Source organism: Paenibacillus tianjinensis (genome assembly GCF_017086365.1).
In the GTDB taxonomy this organism is placed as follows: Bacteria; Bacillota; Bacilli; order Paenibacillales; family Paenibacillaceae; genus Paenibacillus_AQ; species Paenibacillus_AQ tianjinensis.
On sequence record NZ_CP070969.1, the window covers coordinates 2,185,795 to 2,204,491 of the forward strand.

Annotated in this window: 24 protein-coding genes and 1 pseudogene; 20 read left to right on the top strand and 5 right to left on the bottom strand. The window is 51.7% G+C overall.

All coding sequences use genetic code 11. The annotated features are described in order from the left end of the window. The gene (locus JRJ22_RS09425; RefSeq protein ID WP_206104219.1) at nt 1-189 is read left to right on the top strand and encodes a DUF6954 family protein; all 189 of its coding nucleotides are present in this window, start codon (nt 1-3) and stop codon (nt 187-189) included. 89 nt (nt 190-278) lie between these two features. Further along, the gene (locus JRJ22_RS09430; protein ID WP_232381174.1) at nt 279-674 is read left to right on the top strand and encodes a NusG domain II-containing protein; all 396 of its coding nucleotides are present in this window, start codon (nt 279-281) and stop codon (nt 672-674) included. Here the strand turns inward: JRJ22_RS09430 and JRJ22_RS09435 are convergent. The 3 genes from JRJ22_RS09435 to JRJ22_RS09445 all read right to left on the bottom strand — a co-directional run bounded on the left by JRJ22_RS09435 (nt 667) and on the right by JRJ22_RS09445 (nt 3,671). After that, nucleotides 667-1,545 carry a TIGR03943 family putative permease subunit gene (locus tag JRJ22_RS09435; RefSeq protein WP_206104221.1) on the bottom strand — a complete coding sequence of 293 codons (879 nt, stop codon included), beginning with the start codon at nt 1,543-1,545 and terminating at the stop codon, nt 667-669. The genes JRJ22_RS09430 and JRJ22_RS09435 overlap by 8 nt on opposite strands. 62 nt (nt 1,546-1,607) lie before the next feature. Next, nucleotides 1,608-2,597 carry a permease gene (locus tag JRJ22_RS09440; RefSeq protein ID WP_232381087.1) on the bottom strand — a complete coding sequence of 330 codons (990 nt, stop codon included), beginning with the start codon at nt 2,595-2,597 and terminating at the stop codon, nt 1,608-1,610. 30 nt (nt 2,598-2,627) lie between these two features. Beyond that, nucleotides 2,628-3,671 carry a CobW family GTP-binding protein gene (locus JRJ22_RS09445; protein ID WP_206104222.1) on the bottom strand — a complete coding sequence of 348 codons (1,044 nt, stop codon included), beginning with the start codon at nt 3,669-3,671 and terminating at the stop codon, nt 2,628-2,630. A 217-nt stretch (nt 3,672-3,888) separates the two neighbouring features. Here JRJ22_RS09445 and rpmG point away from each other — a divergent pair, with 217 nt between their 5' ends. The 9 genes and pseudogenes from rpmG to JRJ22_RS29710 all read left to right on the top strand — a co-directional run bounded on the left by rpmG (nt 3,889) and on the right by JRJ22_RS29710 (nt 11,535). Further along, a complete protein-coding gene (gene rpmG, locus JRJ22_RS09450; protein WP_206104223.1) occupies nt 3,889-4,038 on the top strand; it encodes a 50S ribosomal protein L33 in 150 nt (49 codons plus the stop codon). A gap of 51 nt (nt 4,039-4,089) precedes the next feature. Further along, nucleotides 4,090-5,298 (top strand): GTP-binding protein, encoded by a 1,209-nt coding sequence (locus JRJ22_RS09455; RefSeq protein ID WP_206104224.1) that lies wholly within the window; start codon nt 4,090-4,092, stop codon nt 5,296-5,298. A 196-nt stretch (nt 5,299-5,494) separates the two neighbouring features. After that, entirely contained in the window at nt 5,495-6,202 is a 708-nt protein-coding gene (locus tag JRJ22_RS09460; RefSeq protein WP_206104225.1) for a metal ABC transporter ATP-binding protein, read from the top strand. Further along, nucleotides 6,148-7,011: a metal ABC transporter permease gene (locus JRJ22_RS09465; protein ID WP_206105065.1), complete on the top strand. Its 864-nt coding sequence runs from the start codon at nt 6,148-6,150 to the stop codon at nt 7,009-7,011. Before JRJ22_RS09460 ends, JRJ22_RS09465 begins: the two co-directional genes overlap by 55 nt. Nucleotides 7,012-7,044: 33 nt before the next feature. Next, nucleotides 7,045-8,094 (top strand): metal ABC transporter substrate-binding protein, encoded by a 1,050-nt coding sequence (locus JRJ22_RS09470; protein ID WP_206104226.1) that lies wholly within the window; start codon nt 7,045-7,047, stop codon nt 8,092-8,094. 38 nt (nt 8,095-8,132) lie between these two features. Beyond that, a complete protein-coding gene (gene rpsN / locus JRJ22_RS09475; protein WP_206104227.1) occupies nt 8,133-8,402 on the top strand; it encodes a 30S ribosomal protein S14 in 270 nt (89 codons plus the stop codon). Between the two features lie 165 nt (nt 8,403-8,567). Continuing rightward, nucleotides 8,568-8,987, top strand: coding sequence for a DUF6157 family protein (locus JRJ22_RS09480; RefSeq protein WP_206104228.1), 420 nt, complete (start codon nt 8,568-8,570; stop codon nt 8,985-8,987). Between the two features lie 26 nt (nt 8,988-9,013). Then, nucleotides 9,014-9,640 (top strand): class I SAM-dependent methyltransferase, encoded by a 627-nt coding sequence (locus JRJ22_RS09485; protein WP_206104229.1) that lies wholly within the window; start codon nt 9,014-9,016, stop codon nt 9,638-9,640. 375 nt (nt 9,641-10,015) lie between these two features. Continuing rightward, a pseudogene (locus JRJ22_RS29710) lies at nt 10,016-11,535 on the top strand (IS1182 family transposase). A gap of 149 nt (nt 11,536-11,684) precedes the next feature. Here the strand turns inward: JRJ22_RS29710 and JRJ22_RS09495 are convergent. Beyond that, a complete protein-coding gene (locus JRJ22_RS09495; protein ID WP_054939993.1) occupies nt 11,685-12,269 on the bottom strand; it encodes a helix-turn-helix domain-containing protein in 585 nt (194 codons plus the stop codon). Between the two features lie 163 nt (nt 12,270-12,432). Between JRJ22_RS09495 and JRJ22_RS09500 the strand changes: the two genes are divergently transcribed. The 5 genes from JRJ22_RS09500 to racE all read left to right on the top strand — a co-directional run bounded on the left by JRJ22_RS09500 (nt 12,433) and on the right by racE (nt 15,657). Further along, the gene (locus tag JRJ22_RS09500; protein WP_206104230.1) at nt 12,433-12,720 is read left to right on the top strand and encodes a Dabb family protein; all 288 of its coding nucleotides are present in this window, start codon (nt 12,433-12,435) and stop codon (nt 12,718-12,720) included. A gap of 212 nt (nt 12,721-12,932) precedes the next feature. Continuing rightward, nucleotides 12,933-13,373, top strand: a complete 441-nt coding sequence (locus tag JRJ22_RS09505; RefSeq protein WP_206104231.1) for a DUF86 domain-containing protein — start codon at nt 12,933-12,935, stop codon at nt 13,371-13,373. A gap of 69 nt (nt 13,374-13,442) precedes the next feature. Next, nucleotides 13,443-14,114, top strand: coding sequence for a helix-turn-helix transcriptional regulator (locus JRJ22_RS09510; RefSeq protein ID WP_206104232.1), 672 nt, complete (start codon nt 13,443-13,445; stop codon nt 14,112-14,114). 102 nt (nt 14,115-14,216) lie between these two features. After that, nucleotides 14,217-14,660: a YtxH domain-containing protein gene (locus JRJ22_RS09515; RefSeq protein ID WP_206104233.1), complete on the top strand. Its 444-nt coding sequence runs from the start codon at nt 14,217-14,219 to the stop codon at nt 14,658-14,660. Between the two features lie 190 nt (nt 14,661-14,850). Further along, nucleotides 14,851-15,657, top strand: coding sequence for a glutamate racemase (racE, locus tag JRJ22_RS09520; protein ID WP_054939998.1), 807 nt, complete (start codon nt 14,851-14,853; stop codon nt 15,655-15,657). Nucleotides 15,658-15,824: 167 nt separating this feature from the next. Here racE and JRJ22_RS09525 read toward each other — a convergent pair whose 3' ends face one another. Continuing rightward, entirely contained in the window at nt 15,825-16,148 is a 324-nt protein-coding gene (locus JRJ22_RS09525) for a DUF1720 domain-containing protein (RefSeq protein ID WP_408637875.1), read from the bottom strand. A 215-nt stretch (nt 16,149-16,363) separates the two neighbouring features. On the opposite strand from JRJ22_RS09525, the gene JRJ22_RS09530 reads away from it, so the two are divergent. From JRJ22_RS09530 to JRJ22_RS09545, 4 genes are all read left to right on the top strand, one after another. After that, the gene (locus JRJ22_RS09530) at nt 16,364-17,572 is read left to right on the top strand and encodes a M14 family metallopeptidase (protein WP_206105066.1); all 1,209 of its coding nucleotides are present in this window, start codon (nt 16,364-16,366) and stop codon (nt 17,570-17,572) included. 114 nt (nt 17,573-17,686) lie between these two features. Further along, on the top strand, nt 17,687-17,938 hold the full coding sequence (locus JRJ22_RS09535) for a hypothetical protein (protein ID WP_206104235.1): 252 nt from the start codon (nt 17,687-17,689) through the stop codon (nt 17,936-17,938). A 128-nt stretch (nt 17,939-18,066) separates the two neighbouring features. After that, on the top strand, nt 18,067-18,369 hold the full coding sequence (locus JRJ22_RS09540) for a HesB/IscA family protein (RefSeq protein WP_206104236.1): 303 nt from the start codon (nt 18,067-18,069) through the stop codon (nt 18,367-18,369). A gap of 41 nt (nt 18,370-18,410) precedes the next feature. After that, entirely contained in the window at nt 18,411-18,650 is a 240-nt protein-coding gene (locus tag JRJ22_RS09545) for a YuzB family protein (protein ID WP_206104237.1), read from the top strand. The last annotated feature ends 47 nt before the right edge of the window (nt 18,651-18,697 follow it).

Consider the following 18,697-nt stretch of genomic DNA (forward strand, 5'->3'; position numbering starts at 1 on the left):
ATGAAATGGATCCTTTATATACTGTTCGCTCTGCTGTACCTGATCGTTACCTTTTTCGGGCTGGGACCGGTATTGTTCGCGGATGGTTCTACAGCAGAGCGGATGGTAACGCTGGTTGTGGTGCTGCTGGTCTATGTGCTGATCACGCTATGGCTGCGGAGTGTGCTGAAACGGCTGCGTCATCGTTGACAAAGACGCCTTTGCTGACTATATTTATATTATTCGTAATTATTACGATATATAAATTCAGCCGGTGAGAGGGAATAGGTTTGCATACGATGAAACGCGGCGATTTTATGATCATTGTGCTAGTTTTGCTGCTGGCAGGCTCCATCTACGGGGTCAAATGGATGAATACCCGGGGTGAGCATTACGCACAGGGGGATTTGAAGGCTGTAATTACAGTGAACGGTAAAACCTATAAAACGATCGCACTGACCAAAGAAGAGCAAACGATCGAGATCAAGACCAAGTTTGGCCACAACACGCTGAAAGTATATGACTATGGCATTCAGATGACTTATTCGGATGCGCCGCTGCCTATTGCTATGGAGATGGGGTTCATTTCCAGGCCGAAACAGCAGATTATCTGCATTCCGGCCCGCCTGATGGTTGAGGTGATCAATCCGCACAAATCGGTTGATGATGACGAAGAACTGGATGCCGTTATTTAGTCTCAATTTCTCCCGGGGTAGCCGGGAGCTGCTCCCAAACCGCTATGGAATCGGCGCTGGTGTACACATATGGTGTTGGAGGCTGAGGGATTGGCGTCAGACTATCCGGAGTAATCTGCATAATCTCCTCACCTTCGAATACAGCAACATGAAGCTTGCCCCGTACCTCAATCCAGGTGTCGGCGGGCAGGCTTATTTGCGTTTGCGGGTCAAGCAGGATACCAAAAGGGGTCGCGTCTGCTGTACAGCACTGTACCAGAAAGCGGCTTACGGCATAGGTAACGCTGTCCGCCCGCCGCTCGCGGTAGAGGAAACCGGACACGCTAATCTCCTTGCCTTCGAACTGCTTCTTATACAGATCAATCGCGCCGAATGTCTCAGAGAAGATCTCTGGATGCACGGTGATTACCGGCTGCTTATACAGCTTGCCGGCCAGTTCGGCGAACTCAGTCTGATAAGGATTAACGGCGGTAAAACGTTCTTCTCTCCCGGTTTCAGGCAGGGCATAGGTTAGGGAGATCCCTTTCCTTGCAGCCGCTTCGCTGCCTAGCGCCCGGTCGGGAAGCAGAAAGCCCAGCAGCAGGGGAAACAGGAACAAGCCGTAGAGGGCACTGCTTCTCGTGAGGGAACGGGGCAGCTGGTGCTCGCAGTCGCAGAGTGCGCTGCTTTTGCCGAATAAAGCCTGCAGACCGAGACTTGCAGCCATCAGTGAGAGCGGCACCGGACAGAGCCTGATCCAGCGCGCCAGCTTGGGCGCAACATAATAATGCAGTGCATCCTGCTGGCTTAAATGTCCGATATACAATGCGAAACCGAGCAGAATGACCGCCCTGAGCAAATAATGAATGCGGATGCTTCGCGGGTCATTCATGTGGACCTCCTAAAAGTTAATAAGAATAAACCTCCCCGAGCTACTTCGGCACAACGAGGTCTTCACAGCCACAAGGAAGCGAGTACCGAACCGGTGAACACAGCGGAGAAGATGAGGAAGAACAGGTATACAGCAAATCGGGTTTTGAACAGCGACAGCAGCATAAGTGAATTCTTGAAATCAAGCATCGGACCAAGCACCATGAAGGCGAGCAGAGAACCGGCAGGAAACGTATGCAGGAAGGTAGCGGCGACAAAGGCATCTGAAGTCGAGCACAAGGAGAGCACGAAGGCGAGTCCCATCATGAACAGGTAAGAGCCGAGCGGCTGTTCTCCGATGGTGGCCAGGCTGCCATGATTCATAAAAGTCTGAATGCCGGAGGTCAGCAGGCAGCCGATGATTAAATATTTGCCCATTTCAAAAAACTCGTCCGAGGTATGTACGAGGACCGAGACCAGCCGGCCTCCGCTCGTACGGAGCTGATGGGGCTCGGCAGTCTCCCGTTTGATGGACAGGCGCAGCGGTGATTTTCGGACCGTGGCGTAAATGATGAATCCGATCCCTGCAGCCACGGCAAAAGCCAGTCCCATCCGTGCATAAGCCAGCCATGGATGAGAGCGGAAGGCGGTCAGTGTTGCCCCGTAGACGACAGGATTGAGAATGGGGCCGGACAGAATGAACACGACGGCTACATATAGCGGCATCCCCTTGTGCATCAGGCGGCGGACGAGCGGGATCATCCCGCACTCGCAGACCGGGAAAATTATGCCGAGCAGACAGCCGAACAGAATCGCCGGAACCGGCCGCCGCGGAATCCACCGCGAGATCCATTCGTCCGGCACGAATACGCGAAGCAGCGAGGAGAGCAGCGCCCCCAGCAGCACAAACGGCAGGGCTTCCAGCAAAATGCCGATAAAGCCTGTTTTAAAGGTGTCGATATACGCATTGTCCAGCAGCTCCGGGTGATCCGGCAGCCAGACCATGCCGAAGATGATCAGGAAAACGGCGGGAACAAGCAGCGGCAATATTTTGAGCGGCAAAAAGGTTATCAAGGCTGGATTGGCTCCTTCCCGTTCTTTGCTTTAGGCGAACAGTGCATTCCAGCCCTCGGCCAGACGTTTCTCATTCAGATTAAGACCGATGAATACAATATAGGGCAAGCCGGGATAACGTGAGGTTTCCCAGGTTACACGGTTTCCGGCAAATTGGACCAGCTGAACGGGCTGGTGCTCTTGTTCCTGTCCGGATAGACGGACATGGCCTTTTGCCCTTACCAGGCTGCTGCCCCATTCTTGGAAAAAGGCTTCCAGCTCCCCTCTGCTGATACTCTGCCCCCCTGCCTGCGGGAAGGTTAGCGTAACGGCAGTGACTTGTGAATAGGAGGCTTCCTCTTTTGTTTCGGGCTCCTGTACAGCAGTTGCTCCCCGGGAGTGTCCTGAATTCATGCGGGTAAGCGGAACTCCATGAATGCTGCGGGAACTGCGCTGTGCCGCGGCGCTGCGGGGGGCCAGAGGGGTGATTCCCGCCAGGAGCGGAGCCAGATTAATTTCGCTGTAATGGGTAAAGACGATTTCCGAGTCCGCGTTATACTTACGGACAGTCTTTTCAATTTTCCATAACGTTTCCGGCTCCACGAGATCGGATTTATTGACGATCAGGAGGTCGGCACCACTCAGCTGCTTGCGCAGGGTGCGGATCAGCTGCTTATCGGCTGAAAAACGGCTATTATACTCCAGCACATTCTCCGCATCCAGCACCGTAACCGTATAATGCAGCATGAGACGCTCGCTTAGCGGAGGTGCCTGCAGCGATTTGGCAATTTCTTCGGGGTCGGCAACCCCGGTTAACTCAACAAAGATAATATCCGGCCGCCGGGCCATCAGGGCATTCAGGCTCCTCGGCAGGTCCTCCTTACGGCTGCAGCAGACACAGCCGTCCAGCAGCTTTTCCACCGTTGTGCCTGTATGCTCCTGCAGAATGTATCCGTCCACATCGCGTTTCCCCAGCTCATTCATCACCACCCCCGGATTGAGCCCCCGTGCCTTGCTCTCCTTCAGCAGGGTGAGCAGGAGGGTTGTCTTCCCGCTCCCCAGAAAACCGCTCAATATCATCACCGGTATCTTCATGGTCCACACTCCCGCTTTTGTTTTTTTGTAACTGCAAGAATCATAGTTTCATAATTCCATCTATACGTCATTTGGCGGACAGAAAGACCACAATTCTAAGAGAGTTTCCGTGATGAACATTAGAATTTTCTGCCGTGGACGGTTGACATCCGGTTATTATTACCTGTATGATGTGTAAATCGTAATTATTACGATTAATTAAAAGGAGCTGAATCCGATGAGAGTAATTGTAACTTTGGCTTGTACAGAAACAGGCGACCGCAACTATACCACTACCAAGAATAAGAGAAATAATCCGGAACGGCTGGAAATGAAGAAGTATTGTCCGCGTCTGAAGCGCGTTACGCTGCACCGTGAGACACGCTGAGCGTTTCAGTGACGATCAGAATGAAAATACACTAAGGTAAGGAGCAAACTGATGAAGAAAATACCTGTAACTGTGCTGAGCGGATACCTTGGATCCGGCAAAACCACACTGTTGAATCACATTTTGCATAACCGCGACGGCTTGAAGGTGGCGGTCATTGTTAATGACATGAGTGAGGTGAATGTGGATGCCAATCTGGTGAAATCCGGAAACACACTCTCCCGGACGGAAGAAAAGCTGGTGGAAATGTCTAACGGTTGCATTTGCTGCACCCTGCGGGATGATCTGCTGCGTGAAGTCAGCAATCTGGCCGCCGAAGGCCGGTTTGATTATATTCTGATCGAATCCTCCGGCATCAGCGAACCTGTTCCTGTGGCGCAGACCTTCACCTACGCCAATCCGGATCTGGATATTGACCTTACAGAGCTGGCCAGACTGGATACGATGGTCACCGTGGTTGATGCCAACCGGTTCTGGCATGACTTTGCTTCGGGCGACAGTCTGATCGACCGTAACATGACCGCCGGAGAAGATGACTGCCGTGATATTGTCGATCTGCTGATCGACCAGATTGAGACCTGTGACGTGCTGCTGCTCAACAAATGTGATCTGGTGGAAGAGCAGGAGCTGAACAAGCTGGAGGCTGTGCTCCGCAGGCTTCAGCCGTCCGCCAAGATCATCCGCACGGTCCAAGGTATGGTGGATCCCAAGGAAATTTTGAATACGGGGCTGTTTGATTTTGAGACAACAAGCATGTCCTCCGGCTGGATCGCCGAGCTGAATAAGGACGGCCATACGCCGGAAACAGAAGAATACGGTATCGGGTCCTTTGTCTACCGGCGCAGAACGCCGTTCCATCCGCAGAGACTAAGCTTCTTTTTCAATAACTGGCCGGAAGAGGTTGTGCGTGCCAAAGGGCTAGTCTGGCTTGCGGCCAGTGGAGACCTTGCCGCGACATTAAGCCAGGCCGGACCTTCGATCCAGTTCGGGCCTGCCGGCTACTGGCTGGCCACATTGCCGGAAGCTCAGCAGCTTGAGGTGCTGGAGAACGAGCCGGATGTAAAAGCCAAATGGGACGGGCAGTGGGGTGACCGGATGAATGAGATCGTGTTCATTGGTGTTGGCATGGACCAAGCTGTCCTGGAAGCACAGCTCGACAGATGTCTGCTGACCATGGAAGAGATGCAGCAGGACTGGAAGCAGTTCAATAATCCTCTGCCATGGCCGGCAGAGGAGCTGCTCGCGGCAGCTCAGGATTAGGAATGCTCGATCAGCAGGAAGTCAGAGTAGGGCCGGAATCGTTAGTATAGGATTCCGGCTTTTTGCTGTCTTAACCGACACGTTAATTGTAAATATTACGATTAATATCCGGTTACGGGTTTACAAATCGTAATTATTACGATAATATCAATGGAGTCAATGCGTAATAATTACGATTAAGTTCGGGGGCGACTCTATGATTTTGTCATCGATGCGGGATGTAGTGTTCGGTTACGGTGAGGAACCGGTCATCGACCGCCTTTCTCTGGATATTGAAGCCGGTCAGTTTATCGGGATCACTGGCCCAAACGGGGCAGCGAAGACTACACTGCTAAAGCTGATGCTGGGACTGCTCCGGCCATGGAGCGGAACGGTCACCTTAAACATGGAGATGGCTGCGGAAGGAAGGCTTGAAATCGGCTATGTTCCGCAGCAGGTTGCAGCCTTTAATGCTGGATTTCCCAGCAAAGTCATTGAGCTGGTCCGTTCCGGCTGCTACGGGCGGCTGGGGCTGTTTCGGCGCTTTACGCAGCAGCAGAAGGCGCTTGTGGAGCGCTGTCTGCGGCAGGTGGACATGTGGGAATACCGCGACCGCAGAATTGGTGAATTATCCGGCGGGCAGAAGCAGCGCATCTGTATTGCCCGGGCGCTGGCCCAGCAGCCGCAGGTACTGGTGCTGGACGAACCGGCAACCGGTATGGATCTGGAGAGCCGTACAGGCTTCTATGGACTCATGCGGCATTATGTAAATGTACACGGCTGGACGGTAATTATGGTCACTCATGGCCTGGAAGAATCAAGCCCCTTTCTCGATAGCATTATCAGTCTGGAGCGGAAGGAGCAGGAGGGCTGGACATGTTTAGTTACGAATTCATGCAGCGCGCATTTTGGGCCGGGGGCCTGATTGGCCTGATTGGTCCGCTGCTTGGTGTGTATCTGATGCTTCGCCGCCAGGTGCTGATGGCCGATACGCTGTCGCATGTATCGCTTGCCGGGGTAGCGCTGGGCACGGTGCTGCAGCTGAATCCGGCGCTCAGCGGCTTTGCGGTTGCCGTTGCAGGCGGCATCGTCATCGAGCAGCTGCGCCGTTCTTACCGTACATACAGCGAGCTTCCGGTAGCAATCATCATGACCTCGGGGCTGGCGCTCGCGGTTGTACTGATGAGCCTGAAGCAGAATCTGAGCAAGAGCTTCAGCTCTTATCTGTTTGGTTCCATCGTCGCCGTCAGTGATACACAGCTTAAGCTTATCGCGGTTGTCGCTGCAGCCGGATTACTCTATTTCATCGTTTTACGCAGGCCGCTTTACAGCCTGACCTTTGACGAAGAAACTGCCAGCATCAGCGGTGTACATACAGGGCTGCTATCCTTTTCGTTTGCCGTGCTTACGGGAATGACCGTTGCCGCAGCAATGCCGGTAGTCGGTGTACTGCTGGTGTCCGCACTGATTGTGCTCCCGGCATCGATCGCTCTGCGGATCGCTTCCGGCTTCACCGCCGCAATACTGATTGCAGTGTCGACAGGGCTGATCGGCGTTTTCAGCGGTCTGACCGCATCCTATTACATCAATACGCCCCCGGGTGGCACGATTGCCCTTTTTCTGCTTTTATTCCTGCTGACAGCAATCGGAATTCAGAAGCTGCTCAGGCTGAAGCGCCGCCGCAGCAAATATAGAAGGCCTTTGAAGCAACCTGAAATTCATTCCAAAGCATAGTAATCACTAAAGAAAAAGGAGCTGTTATCCCTCATGTTTACTTTTCGAATCCGTCATCTTGCTGTTCTGTCCCTGTCTGCCCTGCTGATTGCCGCCGGCTGCAGCAGCAACAGCAACTCTGCTAACAATGCCGGCAGTACAGCTGCTAACCCTAGCCCGTCTACAGTCGAGACCGGCTCTGCTGCCCCGGATAAGCTGAATATTAAAGTCAGCTTCTATCCGATGTACGAATTCACCAAAAACATCGTTGGCGATCTCGCCGACGTGGAGACGCTGGTCCCTGCCGGAATCGAGCCGCATGACTGGGAGCCGACAGCCCGGGACATGGCGGCAATTACCAGTGCCGATGTACTCATCTACAATGGAGCGGGCATGGAGAGCTGGGCTGAGCAGGTGCTGGACAGTGCCTCCGGCAGCAAGCTGGTCACGGTGGAAGCCAGCAAAGGGCTGGAGATTATGGAAGGCAGAGAGGAGGAAGAGGCGCATGCCGAAGAAGATCATGATCATGCGGGTGAAGCCCATGCCGAAGAAGAACCTGGCCATGATCATGACCATGGCGGACTTGATCCCCATGTCTGGCTGGCGCCTGCCCTGGCAATCAAAGAGGTCCGTACCATTGAAGCTGCATTGTCCGCTGCTTCTCCTGAGAATGCCGCTGCATTCCAAACCAATGCCGACAGCTATATCGCTAAGCTGGAACAACTTGATCAGGACTTCAAAGACGGACTGGGGGGTACGAAACGCACGGATTTCATTACCCAGCATACAGCCTTCGGTTATCTTGCTAAGGAATATGGCTTAACACAAGTGCCGATTGGCGGCCTGTCGCCGGAACAGGAGCCTTCCGCCGCCCAAATGGCTGAAATCGTTGAGTTTGCGAAGGCACATGACGTAAAGACGATCTTTTTTGAAACCCTTGTCTCTTCCAGTGTAGCAGATACTATTGCCCAGGAAATTGGAGCCAAAACGGCTGTGCTGAATCCGATTGAGGGCTTAACGGATGAGGACCGCAGCAATCAGCTGGATTATGTGGCGATTATGCGCAAGAATCTTGAAGCACTGAAGTCGGCGTTAAATGAGTAGGCATTACTTATATTCAATAGGAAGGGTGGATACACGGCATGGCAAAGAAATCCAAAGTAGTTAAGGAGCTCAAACGTCAGGAACTGGTCGCCAAATACGCGGGTAAACGCAGAGAACTGAAGGCGCGGGGGGATTATATGGCACTGCAGAAGCTCCCGCGCGATTCCTCAGCCACCCGGCAAAAGAACAGATGCGCCGTCTCGGGAAGACCCAGAGGCTATCTAAGCAAATTTAAGGTTTCGCGGATCGTCTTCCGTGACCTGGCACTGAAAGGACAAATTCCCGGTGTCACCAAATCTAGCTGGTAGTCTGTTAGACAAGCTTCATATAAAAAACAGCAAGAGCGGCCAGCGTCCCGGGGTACCGGATACCGGCCGTTTTTCGCTGTGCGTTAAAGTTTTGCGTGAATAAGCCCGGTGAATTAAGATAGTAGACAATACTATACAAGCTGTGCCGGAAGGAGGCAGAAGGATATGAGCTATATCAATACGTTTATTCGTGTCTCAGCAGATTGCCCGGTGGAAACGGGAGTAGTTCCGGTGACTTCCCGGCCGCTGCCGCCTGCGCATGTCATCCAGTATGAGCTGCTTGCTGGTGCGCCATACAAGTACACACACGAAGAGCTGCTGTATGAAATTCATGTGCGTCATAAACAAATTCCTGAGGAAGAACGGACCGCCCGTAAGAATGAGATATGGGCAGAACTGTTCTCCAAGAAGCATCCCTGTCTGCGGGCATCTATGCTGCCGAAGAGATTCGGCTGGGGCATCCATTATAACGAAGATGGCAAAATTGCGCTGTACGCCAAAGAATCGCCGGAATATAACCAGTTTACTTCCGGAGCGGATGATGGGCTAACACTGCTTAATGCTATGCGGAGCAAACGAAACTGAATCTAAGGGAAGATGGGGAAACAGAAGTGTCACAATACTGGAGCGGACGCTTTGCCCGTGAAGGCATGATTTGGGGAAAAGAGCCCAGTCCCTCAGCGGAATGGGCCAGAGGTATTTTTGAGGATGCAGGCTTGAACTCTGTTCTGGTTCCAGGTGCAGGATACGGGCGCAATACCAAAGTATTCTCCGGCGCATTCACTACCTACGGGATTGAATTAAGCACCGAGGCACTAGAGCTTGCCGCAGAATGGGACCCTGCAACGGTATTCATTGCCGGTTCTGCACTGGAACGGCAGCTGGATGTTCTGGTTGACGCCGTATACTGCTATGACGTGCTTCATTTGTTTCTGGAAGAGGAGCGCAAGAAATTGATTGCCGCCAGTCTTGCCCAGCTGCGTACCGGAGGGCTGCTTTATTTCACGAGTTTCTCCGATGAAGACTGCAATAACGGCTGCGGCAGACGCCTCGAACCGGGGACATATGAATACAAGTCAGGGAAATATGCCCACTTTTTCAGTGAAGCTGATTTAAGAAGTCATTTCTCCGGGGCAGAGATCATCCAGACCGGATCATTCCCTGAGAGGCTGCAGAGTGAACAGGGAGGAATCCACGAATACATACTGAGATATATTGTTGCGCGTAAAGTAAAATGATGCTAATTAGACGTCAATAGGGGCTGTCCCATAAGCCATGAAATGGCTGCTTGGGATAGCCCCTGTTTTTTTAAGTAGGATCAACGTGAGCACTTGGGTGGACGCTCCGCGAACGGACCGTTGTTCCAATCGCTGTGCTCTCCAGATTTTTTTCATTCCCCTTAGCGGTGAAAATCTGGAGACCAAGGCGACCGCTGCCGCTTTTCCACAATCGTTCCGTCCTCTCCGCTGTTTAAGCGGGAAATGGATCTACAATCTTTAAAAATCGCACAAAAAAGAAACCATCCTTTGGTAAAATGGAGTTACCACACAACCATTTCAAAGGAGAGGTTTCTTATGTACATTCAATATACTATGGACTAACTTTGCTTGCCAATGAATCTGGAAGAAGATATTCCCGAAAACCACCTCGTTTGTGTCGTTAACGCAGCCGTCAATCGGCTAGACGACACCATCTTTGACGCTGCCTATCCCGGTGGCGGCCGTGACAGCTACCACCCTAAAATGCTCACCAAAGTCATTATCTATGCCTATACGCAGCGCATTTATTCCTCCCGGCAAATCGCCAAAGCGGTCCGAGAAAACATTCTCTTCATGTGGCTAGCGGGACGACAACGCCCGGATTTCCGCACGCTCAACCGCTTTCGTTCTCAGCGGATGAAGGACGTCCTAGAAATGGTATTTACCGCCGTGCTTCAGTTTCTGGCGGACGAGAAATACATCTCCTTCGAGCATTATTTTGTAGATGGCACAAAAATAGAGGCAAATGCGAATCGCTATACCTTCGTGTGGGGTAAAGCCGTTAGTAAGCATAAAGCCAAGCTGCAAGAAAAGGTACATGCATTGTTTGCCGACATTGAGGCTGCAGAGAAACAAGAAGAACAGAACACCGCGGCCAGGACCTGAGCGAACTTGGCGAGTCCGCCGAGATCGACAGTGAGAAACTTGAACAAATGACCCAGTCGTTAGAGTCGCAACTGCTGAAGAAGCCCAAGAACAAGCCATTGAAAAAAGCGGTTCGGAGGCTCCGTAAGGATCTGTTTCCGAGACTGCTGAAATATGAGCGATACCAAAACCTGCTCGGGGACCGAAACAGCTATAGTAAGACGGACCCGGATGCCACCTTCATGCGGATGAAGGAAGATCACATGCGAAACGGTCAACTCAAACCCGGCTACAATGTACAGATCGGCACCGAAAACCAGTTTATTTTGGCGTACAGTCTACACCAAAGACCGACGGATACGCGTTGTTTACAGCCGCACTTAGAAAAGGTGCGGCAGATCCTAGGGAGACTTCCGAGGGCGGTGATCGCGGATGCCGGCTACGGCAGTGAAGAAAATTATGCCTATTTGGAAAACGAACACGTGAAGGCCGTGGTCAAATACGGCAGCTACCACAAAGAAAAGAGCAAAGCGTGGAAAGAGAATATCGGAAAGATTGAGAACTGGACGTACGACGAAGCCGTGGATACATGGACATGCCCCGCCGGACAAACGCTGCATTTTCGCAAAGAAAGCAAGGAAACGTTAGAGAGTGGATATGAAATCCGAAAACGTCATTACCGTAGCCAGAGCTGCGTGGGCTGTCCACTGAAGGAAAGATGTACGAAAGCCGAAGGAAATCGGGAAGTGGTTGTCAGTCTGGAACGACTGCGGTACCAGAAACAAGCTCGGGCAATTTTGCAAAGCGAGGAAGGCTTCACTTTGGCCGTACGTCGAATGACAGAACCAGAAAGTGTATTTGGACAACTAAAGAACAACCGGGGTTTCCGGCGGTTTCTGCTTCGCGGCATGGAAAAAGTGACGCTTGAAGTCGGATGGCTTTCCCTTGCCCACAATCTACTGAAGCAAGCTGCAAACGACCAAAAACGCAGAGCAGCGATCCTCCAATAACAGGAGAATCGCTACATTGTTGACGTTTTTCGGTTTTGAATAATGAAAAGGGTCTGTCTCTACTCGAAAAAATCTACTTATGGGACAGCCTCTTAAGTATAGTTCGAACCGGGTTGTGGGGGATTGTTCATGTGAGACTTCGTGCCCGCCTATCTCAAATCGCAGTCAGCGAACAGAATATTCCGCGGAATACGGAAGAAGCTTTCGGCTTTTTCCTGCAGGGCTAAGGTTGGAAGATGGCATTGATGCAGCCATTTGCGGAATGTGCCGGGATGTACACCGATCCAGACGCTGACATCGGTTACAGAGAAGTCATACACCATGCATAACCCCGTCAAAATCACATTGTTCTGCGGTGAGTGGGCGAGTGTTCTTTTCATAAAACGTGAAGGTGTAGGCTGGCATACAATCGGACTTTGCCGCAGGAGAGCCTCGTTGAACAGGATATGGGACGGATAGCCTAGCAGGCGGCAGACCTTCTCCAGATTGTTCCTGGAAGGAATGCGTCCTTCGTATACCCAGGCGCTCACACTGCGCGAGGATACGGCGAGCTCTTCTGCAAGCTTGGATAATTTGATGTCCTTAGCCATCAGGATAGCAAGCAGAACGCGGTTGCGGATCTGGCTGCGTTTAGGCCTCCGGAACCGTTTGACCCGTACGCCTTGTCCAAGATATTTGCGGTTGATCAGAGACCAGGCCTGGATTTTATGAGATTCTTGTTGATTCTTAGGCATACTTCCTCCGAATTTTTAACGTTATACTACAATACTTTCGGGTACGCTGCAATGGTTAATGCTGTAATTGCTGACATGAGGTTTAAGTTTCTTTCAGAAGTCTTGCCGTTATGATATATTTTTAGTAAACAAATTACAATAATCAGGGCAGGGAGCGAAATAGATGATTAAGCATATCGTATTTTTCAAATTAAAAGACCGGACACCGGAAAGTATCGCTGCTACAGTAGCAGTTCTGCGGAATATGGAAGGGAAGATCCCCCAGCTGATTTCCATCGAGGTTGGTGCCGATGTCGTTCGTTCGGACCGTTCTTTTGACATTGCGCTGGTAACTGTAGTTGCATCACTGGAGGATTTGCAGGCATATCAGGTGCATCCCGCCCATAAGGAAGTAATAGCGCACATCAACGAGGTCAAGGAAGTGTCCTACGCCGTAGACTACGAAATTTAAGGCTGCCGGGAGCGGCAGGAGTTCCCAATCTATTCCGGAAGCGGTGATGTAAATGCGTGAGCTTGAGTATCCGATGGAAGCGTTAACCTACCTGATCGTTTTTCTGGCCGCCAGCTTCATCATGCTGTTCTGGCTGAAACGCCGCGGCAGGCGCGGCAAATAAATTTTAATCATTGCCGTTCATTTAGACTACCAGACTTGGAGGGTCAGCTGTGTACTATGTTAACCGGAAGCAAATTGAAAATATACTGGGGCAGATTCCCGATATCGGGACCGGTCTGCGGGGCGCTGCGGATTCCTGGGATGGAAGCATTGTCATGGGTCTGGTGCAGGAACGCTGCCTACATCTGGCTATAGAGGTCGTTACCGACGTTGGGAGCTGTCTGATCGACGGGTTCATTATGCGTGATGCCGGTAGTTATGAAGATATCATCTCGATTATTCATGAGGAGAAGGTGCTTGGAGACAGCGGGATCTACGATGTGCTCATTAGCCTGGTAGCACTCCGTAAGCCGCTTGTGCAGGATTATTATTCCTGGGATCGCAGCACGCTGCATCCGCTAACGAAGGTTCTTCCAGGCGTTCTGGAGCGTTTTGCCGCAGAGGTGCACCGGTATCTGGATCAGGAGCTGGGAGCGGAGCAGCCGGTTTAATAGAATGGTAATCAGGTAGACCGGAGGCATTACACGGACGGCAGCCGTAAGGAGAGGAGGTTCCAGAGCATGAAGAAGGGTCAGGAGAGCGGATCGACAAGACGCAATATAATGACGCTGCTCAAAATGAAAGGGCCGCTGACGATCGGCGCGCTGGCAGAAGAGCTCGGGATTACCGAGATGGGCGTACGGCGTCATGTGCTGCAGCTGGAGCAGGAGTCGCTGGCCAAGACCAAGGTAGTACGCCAGGCGATGGGCAGGCCATTGCATGTGTATTCGCTGACCGAGCGGGCGGAAGAGCATTTTCCCAAAACGTATCACAATCTGGCCTTGGAGCTGCTGCGGGAGCTCGATCACACCAGCGGGCTGGAGGCTGTGAATGTGTTGTTTGAAGGCCGGCGGAGGCGGATGCTTGCCCAATACACCCCGATGATGGAGAACCGTAATCTGGAGGAGCGGGTAGCTGAGCTGTCCTCGATCCAGAACTCCGGGGGGTATATGGCTGAATGGAGTAAGGGGGATGACGGCTCATATGTGATGCGGGAATATAATTGTCCCATCCGTCAGGTGGCTACCCAATACCGCAAAGCCTGCCAATGTGAACAGAGTCTTTTTGAGGAGCTGCTCGGGGCTAAGGTGACACGCACGGAATGTATGGCGGAGGGCGGACAATGCTGCCGGTATGCCATCACTCCTAACCCGACAAACAGACAGGACAATCCTCCTGAAAAAACTTCCTGAAGTAATCACAGGACAAACTCTCTGCGCTTATGATATAGCAGAACTAGGCGATAGCCCGGATGGCCGGGCAGAGGCACTTTGAATCCAAAGGAGAGATGGACGATGAAAAAGGATAGCAAAAGCTTGCTGTGGGGAATTCTGGCGGGTAGCGTAGTGGGTTCAGTGACGGCGCTGCTGCTGGCACCCAAGCCGGGAAAAGAACTGCGCAAGGATATTGTTGACGGAACGAATAGCGCAATTGATAAAGTGCAGGAAATTGCCGCCCAGGCAGGGGATAAAGGATCGGAGCTGTACGGCAAAGCCAAGGACGCGGTAGAGTCTGTGGTGAGTGAAGTAAAGGAATGGAGCAAGCAGTATACCCATTCGGATACGGAAGAGGAGCTTGCCGTGGTCAGCGGAATCGCCGCAGAAGAAGCTCCGGTAAGCTTGGACGAAGCAGAAACGGCAGAAATTATTGCCGCAGCCATTGAGGATGCCCAGGATGTGGCGGATGCCGGTATCGGTGAAGCAGGAAACAGCGCGGAAGCTGTTGTGGATAAAGAATGAATGGTGAATATATAAGGCTCTAGCAGGCATACAGCCGCTTTCCGCTTCCGGCGGGAGGCGGTTTTTTCAATACTTCCTTGAATTGGGGCCGCAAAAAGAGTAATATCTGCAATTGGGGCTCAAAGTCAGGTACACTTTGTTTTGACCTTACATAAGCTACACAAAACAAGTTAAAGGAAGCGGTGTGTTCGTGCAGCAAGCTATAGCTATACTAGACTCAGGTGTGGGGGGACTTACGGTTGTCAAAGAGGTAATGAGACAGCTCCCCAGGGAGAAAATCATTTATTTTGGAGATACTGCCCGTGCCCCATACGGACCCCGTTCAACCGAAGAAGTGAAATTGTTCACTGAACAGATTGTGGACTACTTAATTCAATTTAATCCTAAAATGATTGTTATTGCCTGCAACACCGCAACAGCGGCAGCGCTGGACTATATCTCCGCAAAGGTGTCCATCCCGGTAATCGGAGTCATCCATCCCGGTGCCCGCGCCGCCATCAGTGCTACCAAAACAGGCCGTGTCGGTGTCATCGGCACCATTGGAACGATTAAGAGCGGAGCTTATACAGCGGCGCTGAAGCAGCTGTCCCCGTTTGTCGAGGTGGTCAGCCAGGCTTGTCCGGCGCTTGTCCCTTTTGTGGAGCAAGGCATGTTCCGCTCAGAGGAAAGCCATATCGCAGTGGCTGAATCGCTCAACGGAATCAAATATGAGCCCATCGATACTATGATTCTCGGATGTACACATTATCCGTTTCTGGTAGAGCCGATAGGCAAAGTAATGGGGCCGGGAGTGAAGCTGATCAGCTCGGCGGATGAGACTGCGCGGGAAATTAGCACCATCCTCTACGAGAAAGGCCAGCTGGCCAAGGGGGATGAAACCCCGATTCACCAGTTTTTCTGCAGCGGGGATGCCGAAATGTTCCAGCGGATCGCCCGCGACTGGCTTGGTGAGCAGCTTAAACGCACGCCTGTCGTCTGGCAGGTATCCTCGTTGTAGATTTACTGTGGTGAGATGAATAGGGACAACCCCCGTAACGGGGATTGTCCGGGAACCGGGAGCGTTGCTCCTGGTTTCTTTTTTTATTAGGGGTATATTATGTAACTTGAATATGGTGATTCAAGCGCTGAGCGGGGTGGAGACCACGGAATCCGGCGTATGCATAATTAGAAAATCTCGGAATTAAAGGAAAAATCCGTTGGATTTGACGTAAATGAGTGAAGCTGTGAAATCAAAGGTAAATGTCCCGTTGAATTTGGCGTAAATGAGCAAAGTTGTAAGATCAAAGGGAAAAATCCCGTTGAATTTGGCGTAAATGAGCAAAGCTGTGAAATCAAAGGGAAAAATCCCGTTGAATTTGGTGTAAGTGAGCAAAGCTGTGAAATCAAAGGGAAAAGTCCCGTTGAATTTGGTGTAAGTGAGCAAAGCTGTGAAATCAAAGGGAAAAGTCCCGTTGAATTTCGCGTAAATGAGCAAAGCTGTGAAACCAAAGGGAAAAGTCCCGTTGGTTTTTACTCCACCTGTTGGGCCTCAGAATTCAAGCCTCACTATACTTGTATGCGGTTACATTTTTTCGTGTAGTCAGGCATGGGCAGGCTCTTTTCGTTCATGCGGAGCAGTAGGGGCTGCATACAATAAGGTGAGGCTGTGTCCCGGAGTCTTGCAGGGGATGACGGCAACTAGAGGGTTTGAGAGGATGAGACATATGCAGCAATATATTACCCGCAGGGGAGACACTGTTAATCGCATTGCCGCCAGGCATGGACTTACACCGGAGCATGTCATCCAAGGGAATCCGTGGGCAGGGAGACAGCCTTACCTGTACCCGGGGCAGATTCTTTTTCTGCCCTCTGCACCGCGCAAGCGTTACTCCGTGCAGCAGGGGGACGATGCAGCTTCCATCTCCGCTCTATTCGGAGTGAGCATTGAGGAGCTTGAAATTCTGAATCCCGGCGTCACCTCCGCACGCCAATGTATCCCGGGTAAGGTGCTGGTCATCCCCCAGCCGTTGTCCAGCAGCAGGGTGGCTGTTAACAGTGAATACGGACCGGCGGATATGGAGGAGGATATCAGGCAGCTAACGGATAAATACCCCTTCATTCAAAAAAACAGCATCGGAACCAGTGTGCTCGGCAAACCGCTGCATGTTCTGCGAATTGGGAGCGGCCCCCGGTATCTGCATGTGAACGCCGCTCTGCACGCCAATGAATGGCTGACATCACCTTGTCTGATGTCTTTTATAGAACAATATGCCTCAGCTTACGCGGAGGGGAGAGACTGGAACGGACATGATCCTTCACTCTGGTACCGCAATTGGACAATGTTGGCGGTGCCGATGGCTAACCCCGATGGTGTTGAACTGGTACAGGAAGGCGTACTGCCAGGGCATCCTTATTATGAAGAGCTCCTGAAATGGAACAGCGGCAGGCATAGCTTCCGGCATTGGAAGGCTAACGCCCGCGGTGTGGATCTCGGCGACCAGTTCCCGGCTCACTGGGAGGAGGAGGTTGCCCGGCGCAGAATAACCGGTCCGGCCCCCCGCGATTACAGCGGCCCCTCCCCGCTAAGCGAGCCGGAAGCAGCAGCCCTCGCGGCGCTGGCTGAACAATATCCCGGGGAGGCAGCAGTGTCGCTGCACAGCCAGGGTGGTGAAATCTACTGGAACTACCGCGGGTATGAGCCGCCGGAGAGCAGAGAGCTGGCCGCCCGTATGGCGGCGGCCAGCGGCTACCGCGCGGTTGAGCTGACCGGCAGTGACGCCGGGTATAAGGATTGGTTCATCCAGCGGTTCCGAAAGCCAGGCTTTACGGCAGAGCTGGGAATTGGCAAGAACCCGCTGCCGCTGGCTGATTATGAGGATATGGCCCTGGAAACAGGCTGGATTTTAGCAACGATTCTTTCGAATTTTAAATAAAAATGAAACACATCCTGCAAATTTGCGTAATATAACAGCAAAGGGTACGGCCGCAACCACAACTGCAATTGCTTCGCGGCTGTATCCTTTTCTTATGTAAAGAGGAGGATACCTATGAAACTAAGAAAATTGCTGTCGCTGAAGCGGTGGTCTCATATATTACGCAGCTCCTGGCAATATGTTATTTCACCTTCTGTAACGCTTGCGGACAAGCTGCTCTTTACCATTCCGGTGCTGCTGTACTGGGTATTGCCTGATATCATGCCTTTTATGCCTATTGACGATATTGGCTTTACGATGCTGCTGATGGGCTGGTTCGTGTCACGCATGGACCGCAAATATCCGGCACTGAAGAGCGGAAGTTGAAAGTTTAAAGAATCTTTTGCACTTGATTCCAGATCTATTTATCCCAGGGTGGTTGCTTTTACATGCCACTTTCCTTAAAATAAATTATTGAGGTTTTAAAATATAGATGCCTGGGAGATGGATGAGGAATGAACGTCAAAATTACCCGCAATGCGGCTAAAGTGATAAAAAAAACCATGGAGCTTGAGGGAAACAGCGAACTGAAGCTGCGCGTAGCGATTACACATGCTCACGGCGACCATGCCCACTACGGTCTGGATTTGGACACGCCTAAAGAAACTGATGTTGTAATCTCTACAGATAAAGATATCGATGTCATTCTTGATCCGAACCAGCCGCTGCTGGACGGTGTGAAGATCGACTACTTGTACTTCCCGGAAGAAGGCTTTGTCATTACTAATCCGTCAAAAGGTAATCATGGCGACCACTAAAAATTCGCCGATAACTAACGGACAAGAAGAAGGGTTGCTCCATGGCTAACGAAATACAAATTTGTGATCAATGCAATCACACCCGAATGAAAACCATCCTGCCCAAGCTGCGCAAAATGGCGCCGGACGCCGAGATCAAAGTCGGCTGTAAGTCCTACTGCGGACCTTGCGGCAAACGGGCCTTTATCTATATTAATGGACGTTATGTCAGTGCTCCAACTGAGGATGAAGTGCTGGCGAAGGCGGAAGCTTTTGTAAAGCGGCCGGTGGCCAAAGACTAAATCAGATACCTGGCAGCAGTATTCGCCAGTGTACCATATTAACGGGT

Bases quoted from the DNA above. Each gene is read 5' to 3' on its own strand.
- JRJ22_RS09425 (WP_206104219.1), top strand. From the start codon at position 1: ATGAAATGGATCCTTTATATACTGTTCGCTCTGCTGTACCTGATCGTT.
- JRJ22_RS09430 (WP_232381174.1), top strand. From the start codon at position 279: ATGAAACGCGGCGATTTTATGATCATTGTGCTAGTTTTGCTGCTGGCA.
- JRJ22_RS09435 (WP_206104221.1), bottom strand. From the start codon at position 1,545: ATGAATGACCCGCGAAGCATCCGCATTCATTATTTGCTCAGGGCGGTC.
- JRJ22_RS09445 (WP_206104222.1), bottom strand. From the start codon at position 3,671: ATGAAGATACCGGTGATGATATTGAGCGGTTTTCTGGGGAGCGGGAAG.
- rpmG (WP_206104223.1), top strand. From the start codon at position 3,889: ATGAGAGTAATTGTAACTTTGGCTTGTACAGAAACAGGCGACCGCAAC.
- JRJ22_RS09455 (WP_206104224.1), top strand. From the start codon at position 4,090: ATGAAGAAAATACCTGTAACTGTGCTGAGCGGATACCTTGGATCCGGC.
- JRJ22_RS09460 (WP_206104225.1), top strand. From the start codon at position 5,495: ATGATTTTGTCATCGATGCGGGATGTAGTGTTCGGTTACGGTGAGGAA.
- JRJ22_RS09470 (WP_206104226.1), top strand. From the start codon at position 7,045: ATGTTTACTTTTCGAATCCGTCATCTTGCTGTTCTGTCCCTGTCTGCC.
- rpsN (WP_206104227.1), top strand. From the start codon at position 8,133: ATGGCAAAGAAATCCAAAGTAGTTAAGGAGCTCAAACGTCAGGAACTG.
- JRJ22_RS09480 (WP_206104228.1), top strand. From the start codon at position 8,568: ATGAGCTATATCAATACGTTTATTCGTGTCTCAGCAGATTGCCCGGTG.
- JRJ22_RS09495 (WP_054939993.1), bottom strand. From the start codon at position 12,269: ATGCCTAAGAATCAACAAGAATCTCATAAAATCCAGGCCTGGTCTCTG.
- JRJ22_RS09500 (WP_206104230.1), top strand. From the start codon at position 12,433: ATGATTAAGCATATCGTATTTTTCAAATTAAAAGACCGGACACCGGAA.
- JRJ22_RS09510 (WP_206104232.1), top strand. From the start codon at position 13,443: ATGAAGAAGGGTCAGGAGAGCGGATCGACAAGACGCAATATAATGACG.
- JRJ22_RS09515 (WP_206104233.1), top strand. From the start codon at position 14,217: ATGAAAAAGGATAGCAAAAGCTTGCTGTGGGGAATTCTGGCGGGTAGC.
- JRJ22_RS09530 (WP_206105066.1), top strand. From the start codon at position 16,364: ATGCAGCAATATATTACCCGCAGGGGAGACACTGTTAATCGCATTGCC.
- JRJ22_RS09535 (WP_206104235.1), top strand. From the start codon at position 17,687: ATGAAACTAAGAAAATTGCTGTCGCTGAAGCGGTGGTCTCATATATTA.
- JRJ22_RS09540 (WP_206104236.1), top strand. From the start codon at position 18,067: ATGAACGTCAAAATTACCCGCAATGCGGCTAAAGTGATAAAAAAAACC.
- JRJ22_RS09545 (WP_206104237.1), top strand. From the start codon at position 18,411: ATGGCTAACGAAATACAAATTTGTGATCAATGCAATCACACCCGAATG.